We start from the raw sequence: 5,153 nt of genomic DNA on the forward strand, positions 1-5,153 counted from the left end.
GGCAGCGACGCGGTGCCCGCGTCGACCCGCCGGTTCATGGCCCGGGCCCGGCAGCGCCGGATGCGCGCGGCGCTGCCCTGGGCGATCGCCGCCGCCGTGCTCGCCGTCGCCGGGCTGGTCGCCTGGACCCTGCTCGGCACCGGTCTGTTCGGTGTGCGCGAGGTCCGGGTGGAGGGCGCCGACCTGGTCACCCCGGTGCAGGTACGCGACGCGGCGGCGGTGCCCGACGACGCCCCGCTGGCCCGGGTCGACCTGGCCGCCGCAGAGCGGCGGATCGGCGAGCTGGCGCCGGTGGAGCGGGTCACCGTCACCCGGGACTGGCCGGGCACGCTGGTGGTCCGGCTGACCGAGCGCACCGGCGTGGCGGTGGTGCCGCAGGGCGAGCAGTTCGTGGTGATCGACGGCGCGGGCGTGGTCTTCCGGACGCTGCCGCAGCGGCCGGACGACCTTCCCCTGGTCCGGCTCGCCGAGCCGGGGCCGCGGGACGCGGGGACCCGCGCCGCGCTGGAGGTGCTCGCCGTGCTCACCCCGCAGCTGCGGGGTGAGCTGGTGGAGGTGAGCGTCGAGGGGCTGGCCCGGATCAAGCTGCGGCTGCGCGGGGATCGCGTGGTGGTCTGGGGCGACGCCAGCCGGGGGACGGACAAGGCCCGGGTGGCCAGCGCGCTGCTGGACCGCAAGGCCGACACCATCGACGTCAGCGCGCCGGACGTGGTGACCTTCCGGTGACCGGTGTCCTGCCCGCGCCCCGGGACGTGACCCGTCCCGCTCCCCGCGGCGACACGCCGGGCAGGTCCTTGGCTCTCGGCGTGGGGGCGCTTACGTTGCCCCGAAGGGGATCAGTGGTTGACATAACTGTAAGCCTCTAGTAGAGGGTGAGGGTTTACTCCTGATCCTCGCTGGTGACAGCACTCGTCGACCACTGGTCTGGCCAAGCCGCACCTGGTCGGCCCCAGCCAATCTCGAAGGGAAAGGACCGAGGATGACACCTCCGCACAACTACCTGGCGGTCATCAAGGTCGTCGGCATCGGTGGTGGCGGCGTCAACGCCGTCAACCGGATGATCGAGGTTGGGCTCAAGGGCGTCGAGTTCATCGCGATCAACACCGACGCGCAGGCGCTGCTGATGAGCGACGCCGACGTCAAGCTCGACGTCGGCCGCGAGCTGACCCGTGGGCTGGGCGCCGGCGCCAACCCCGACGTCGGCAAGAACGCCGCCGAGGACCACCGCGACGAGATCGAGGAGGTGCTCAAGGGCGCCGACATGGTCTTCGTGACCTGCGGCGAGGGCGGCGGCACCGGCACCGGCGGCGCGCCCGTGGTGGCCAACATCGCCCGCAAGCTCGGCGCGCTGACCATCGGCGTGGTGACCCGGCCGTTCTCCTTCGAGGGCAAGCGCCGCCAGGTGCAGGCCGAGTCCGGGATAGACGAGCTGCGCAACCAGTGCGACACGCTCATCGTCATCCCCAACGACCGGCTGCTGGCGCTCGGCGACCGCAACATCAGCATGATGGACGCGTTCCGCACCGCCGACCAGGTGCTCCTCTCCGGTGTCCAGGGCATCACCGACCTGATCACCACGCCGGGTCTGATCAACCTGGACTTCGCCGACGTCAAGAGCGTGATGAGCGGGGCGGGCAGCGCCCTGATGGGCATCGGCAGCGCACGGGGCGAGAACCGCGCCGTCGAGGCGGCCGAGGCGGCCATCTCCAGCCCGCTGCTGGAGCAGAGCATGGACGGCGCGCGCGGCGTGCTGCTCTCCATCGCCGGCGGCTCGGACCTGGGCCTGTTCGAGATCAACGACGCGGCCCAGCTGGTCACCGACGCGGCCCACCCGGACGCGAACATCATCTTCGGCGCGGTCATCGACGATGCCCTCGGCGACGAGGTCCGGGTCACCGTCATCGCGGCGGGCTTCGACGGGGGAGCGCCGTCGTACAAGGCGTCCGAGCCGGCGCGCAAGACCAACCAGAACCAGCCTGCGCAGCCGAGCGCGCCGGTCGCGCCGCCGGCCACCATGCCGGCGCCGCCGCAGTCGCCCCGCCGGGTGCTCTTCGACGATGTCGACGTGCCCGACTTCCTCAAGAACGGTTCCTGAGCAGCGCCGATGACCGACAGCCCAGCCACGGTGCGCCCCGACCGGCGTGCCGATCTCGCGGCCGGCCTGGCCCGCGTACGGTCCCGGATCGCGGACGCCTGTGCCGCCGCGGGACGGGACCGTTCCGAGGTCACCATGATCGCGGTGACCAAGACCTACCCGGCCGGGGACGTGGTGGCCCTCGCCGGGCTCGGCGTGACCGACGTGGGGGAGAACCGCGACCAGGAGGCGTCCGGCAAGGCGGCCGAGGTGGCCGCGGCCGGGGTGACGCCCCGCTGGCACTTCATCGGGCAGCTGCAGCGCAACAAGGCGAAGTCGGTGGTCCGGTACGCCGACGTGGTCCACTCGGTGGACAGCGTCCGGCTGGCGCGGGCGCTGGACGCGGCCTCGGCGGCCGGCCGGGACCGGCCGTTGGACGTACTGGTCCAGGTCAGCATCGACTCGGACGCCGCGCGGGGCGGGGCGGTGCCGGATTCGGCCGACCCCGACGTGGGGCTCGGCGCGGTGGCCGAGGCGGTGGCCGGCGCGGACGCGCTGCGGCTCACCGGCCTGATGGCGGTGGCGCCGCTGGGTTGGGAGCCGGAGCGGGCGTTCGCCCGGCTGGCCGAGGTGGCCGCCGCGTTCCGGGCGGTCCATCCAGGTGCCACCGCGCTCTCCGCGGGAATGAGCGGCGACCTGGAGATCGCGATCGGGCACGGCGCGACACATGTCCGCGTCGGCAGCGCGTTGCTCGGAATGCGCCCCACGCTGCGGTAGCCTGACCGCGAGAGAAGCAAATTACATCAGTGTTGTTTGGAAGGAACGGTGTCCCCTGTCGGGGGTCGTGGCACGCGACGCGAATTGCGTGCCAGGGGATTGCCGATCCGCTCCGGTGGGCAGAAGTGGTCCACTCGCGACAAGCGACACGGCACGGGGGCGCGTGCCGCACGGCGGACGGAAGGGCGCGGGATGGGTGCACTGCGCAAGGCGGGGGTCTGGCTCGGTCTGGTCGAAGAGGACGACGAGCGGGCCTACGACGACGGTGGCTACGACAAGGGTGGCTACCGCGATTCGCGGTACCGGCAGAGCCGTTACTCGGAGGAGTTCGCCGACGAGGAGGAGGACGACTCCGAGGAGCCGCCGGTCCCCCGGTCCCGGCTCAGCGACCGCGGTCGGCTCTCCGAGCGGTCCGGTGGCCGGGCGGGCGAGAACGAGCACGCCGAGACCGAGCGGCCGGCGCGGCCGGAGCGGGCCGAGCGGGCCAGCGTCCGGTCGATCACCCGGTCGACCGCCGGCGAGGCGTCCGGCGCGCTGACCTACCACACCCGGGACAACCTCGCCCTGGCGCCGCAGGCGCAGCCCCGCGAGCGCGCGATGGAGGAGGAGCAGCGCTACCAGATCACCACGCTGCACCCGACCACCTACCGGGAGGCGCGCACCATCGGCGAGCACTTCCGCGACGGAGTTCCGGTGATCATCAACCTCACCGAGATGGACGAGGCGGACGCGCGTCGACTTGTCGACTTCGCTGCCGGGCTCGCCTTCGGGCTGCGCGGTACGATCGAGCGCGTGACCAACCGGGTGTTCCTGCTCTCACCGGCCAATGTCCAGGTCACCGCGGAGGACAAGGCCAAGATCGCCGAGGGCGGCTTCTTCAGCCTGAGCTAGCCCCGCCCGACCCGAGGGACGTCGCCTGCCGTGTTGTCGATCGTGCTGCAAGTGCTGTATCTGGTGCTCTACTTCTTCCTGCTCGTCCTGCTGGCCCGGTTCGTCCTGAGCGCCGTCCTGCAGTACGGCCGCCGCTGGCAGCCGGGGCGCGGGGCATCGGTGGGGCTGGAAATCGTGTGGAGCGTCACTGATCCCCCCCTCAACGCGTTGAGGCGTGTGATCCCTCCGTTGCGAATTGGTACCGTGAGCATCGACCTGGCCTCACTTGTGCTCCTGGTTATCCTGTTCGTGCTGATGGAGTTCGTGTTGAGGCGGTCGATCATCGGCACCGTCTGATGACCGACGCGCTTTCGCGGCCGCAACTGACCCGAGGAGTTTCGATGCCGCTGACCCCGGCCGACGTCCACAACGTCGCCTTCAAGAAACCGCCGATCGGCAAGCGGGGGTATGACGAGGAGGAGGTCGACGCCTTCCTGGACGAGGTCGAGCGCGAACTCGCCCGTCTCATCGAGGAGAACAACGAGCTGCGCGCCCAGGTGGAGCGCGGCGGCCGTGGTGGCGCCCCCGCCGGCCCCGGCGGCGACGCCCGTCTCGCGGCGGAGCTCAACGACACCAAGGCCCAGCTCGACCGGGTGCAGCGCGACAAGGCGGCGGCCGAGCAGGCCGCCCGCGCGATGCAGGCCGAGCTGGAGCAGGTCCGCTCCGCCGGTGGCCCGGCCGCCGGCGGTGACGGCGAGCAGCAGGCGCTGCGGGTGCTGATGATGGCCCAGCGCACGGCCGACGACCACGTCTCCGACGCCCGTCGCGAGGCCGACCAGCTGCTCTCCGAGGCCCGTTCCAAGGCCGAGGAGGTCACCCGCGAGGCCCGCGCCAAGGCCGACGCCCTCGAGCGCGACGCCCGCCAGCGGCACCAGGAGGCCATGGGCGGCCTGGACGCCAAGCGCACGGCGCTGCAGAAGCACATCGAGGAGCTCAAGCAGTTCGAGCGCGAGTACCGCACCCGGCTCAAGGCCTACCTGGAGAGCCAGCTGCGGGACCTCGACGGCCGTGGCCAGGGCCTGGAGGCCGAGATGACCCGGGCCGAGGGCAGCCGGGCCGCCGGCGGCAACGGGCTGGCCACCGCCGGTCTCGCCGGTTCCTACGGCGGCGGTCGTTCCGGCGCCCTCGAAGCCGGTCGCTGATCATCGGTCGGCGACCGTCGATCCCCATGACGGTCGCCGACCTCGCCACATCGGTACGACACGGCGGGGGTGAGCCGTGATAGTCGCCAGTCTCCTGCTCATCCTCGTCGCCGTGGTGCTGCTGGTGGCCGGCCTCGCCGGCGGCTCCAGCCTCCTGCTCGTCATCTCCATCGCGGCCAGTCTGCAGGCCGCCGTCGCGTTGGTCGTGGGCGCCCGCCAGGCGGCCGCGG

General features: G+C 72.3%; 6 protein-coding genes. All 6 read left to right on the top strand.

Features of this window, described 5'->3' with window-relative positions; translation table 11 throughout:
• Positions 1 to 726: cell division protein FtsQ/DivIB (locus NCC78_RS27255; RefSeq protein WP_250798047.1), on the top strand; the 726-nt coding region annotated here is incomplete at its 5' end.
• Positions 727 to 979: 253 nt separating this feature from the next.
• The gene (ftsZ, locus tag NCC78_RS27260) at positions 980 to 2,095 is read left to right on the top strand and encodes a cell division protein FtsZ (RefSeq protein ID WP_250798048.1); all 1,116 of its coding nucleotides are present in this window, start codon (positions 980 to 982) and stop codon (positions 2,093 to 2,095) included.
• Positions 2,096 to 2,104: 9 nt separating this feature from the next.
• Positions 2,105 to 2,851, top strand: a complete 747-nt coding sequence (locus NCC78_RS27265; RefSeq protein WP_250798049.1) for a YggS family pyridoxal phosphate-dependent enzyme — start codon at positions 2,105 to 2,107, stop codon at positions 2,849 to 2,851.
• 192 nt (positions 2,852 to 3,043) lie between these two features.
• Positions 3,044 to 3,742 carry a cell division protein SepF gene (locus tag NCC78_RS27270; RefSeq protein WP_250798050.1) on the top strand — a complete coding sequence of 233 codons (699 nt, stop codon included), beginning with the start codon at positions 3,044 to 3,046 and terminating at the stop codon, positions 3,740 to 3,742.
• 30 nt (positions 3,743 to 3,772) lie between these two features.
• A complete protein-coding gene (locus tag NCC78_RS27275) occupies positions 3,773 to 4,078 on the top strand; it encodes a YggT family protein (protein ID WP_088999245.1) in 306 nt (101 codons plus the stop codon).
• A 44-nt stretch (positions 4,079 to 4,122) separates the two neighbouring features.
• Entirely contained in the window at positions 4,123 to 4,923 is an 801-nt protein-coding gene (locus NCC78_RS27280) for a DivIVA domain-containing protein (RefSeq protein ID WP_250798052.1), read from the top strand.
• The last annotated feature ends 230 nt before the right edge of the window (positions 4,924 to 5,153 follow it).

It is taken from the genome of Micromonospora phytophila (genome assembly GCF_023656545.1).
GTDB lineage: Bacteria > Actinomycetota > Actinomycetes > Mycobacteriales > Micromonosporaceae > Micromonospora > Micromonospora phytophila.

What these genes read in the sequence shown, in the direction of transcription:
- ftsZ (WP_250798048.1), top strand. Translation starts at nt 980, where the DNA reads ATGACACCTCCGCACAACTACCTGGCGGTCATCAAGGTCGTCGGCATC.
- NCC78_RS27265 (WP_250798049.1), top strand. Translation starts at nt 2,105, where the DNA reads ATGACCGACAGCCCAGCCACGGTGCGCCCCGACCGGCGTGCCGATCTC.
- NCC78_RS27270 (WP_250798050.1), top strand. Translation starts at nt 3,044, where the DNA reads ATGGGTGCACTGCGCAAGGCGGGGGTCTGGCTCGGTCTGGTCGAAGAG.
- NCC78_RS27280 (WP_250798052.1), top strand. Translation starts at nt 4,123, where the DNA reads ATGCCGCTGACCCCGGCCGACGTCCACAACGTCGCCTTCAAGAAACCG.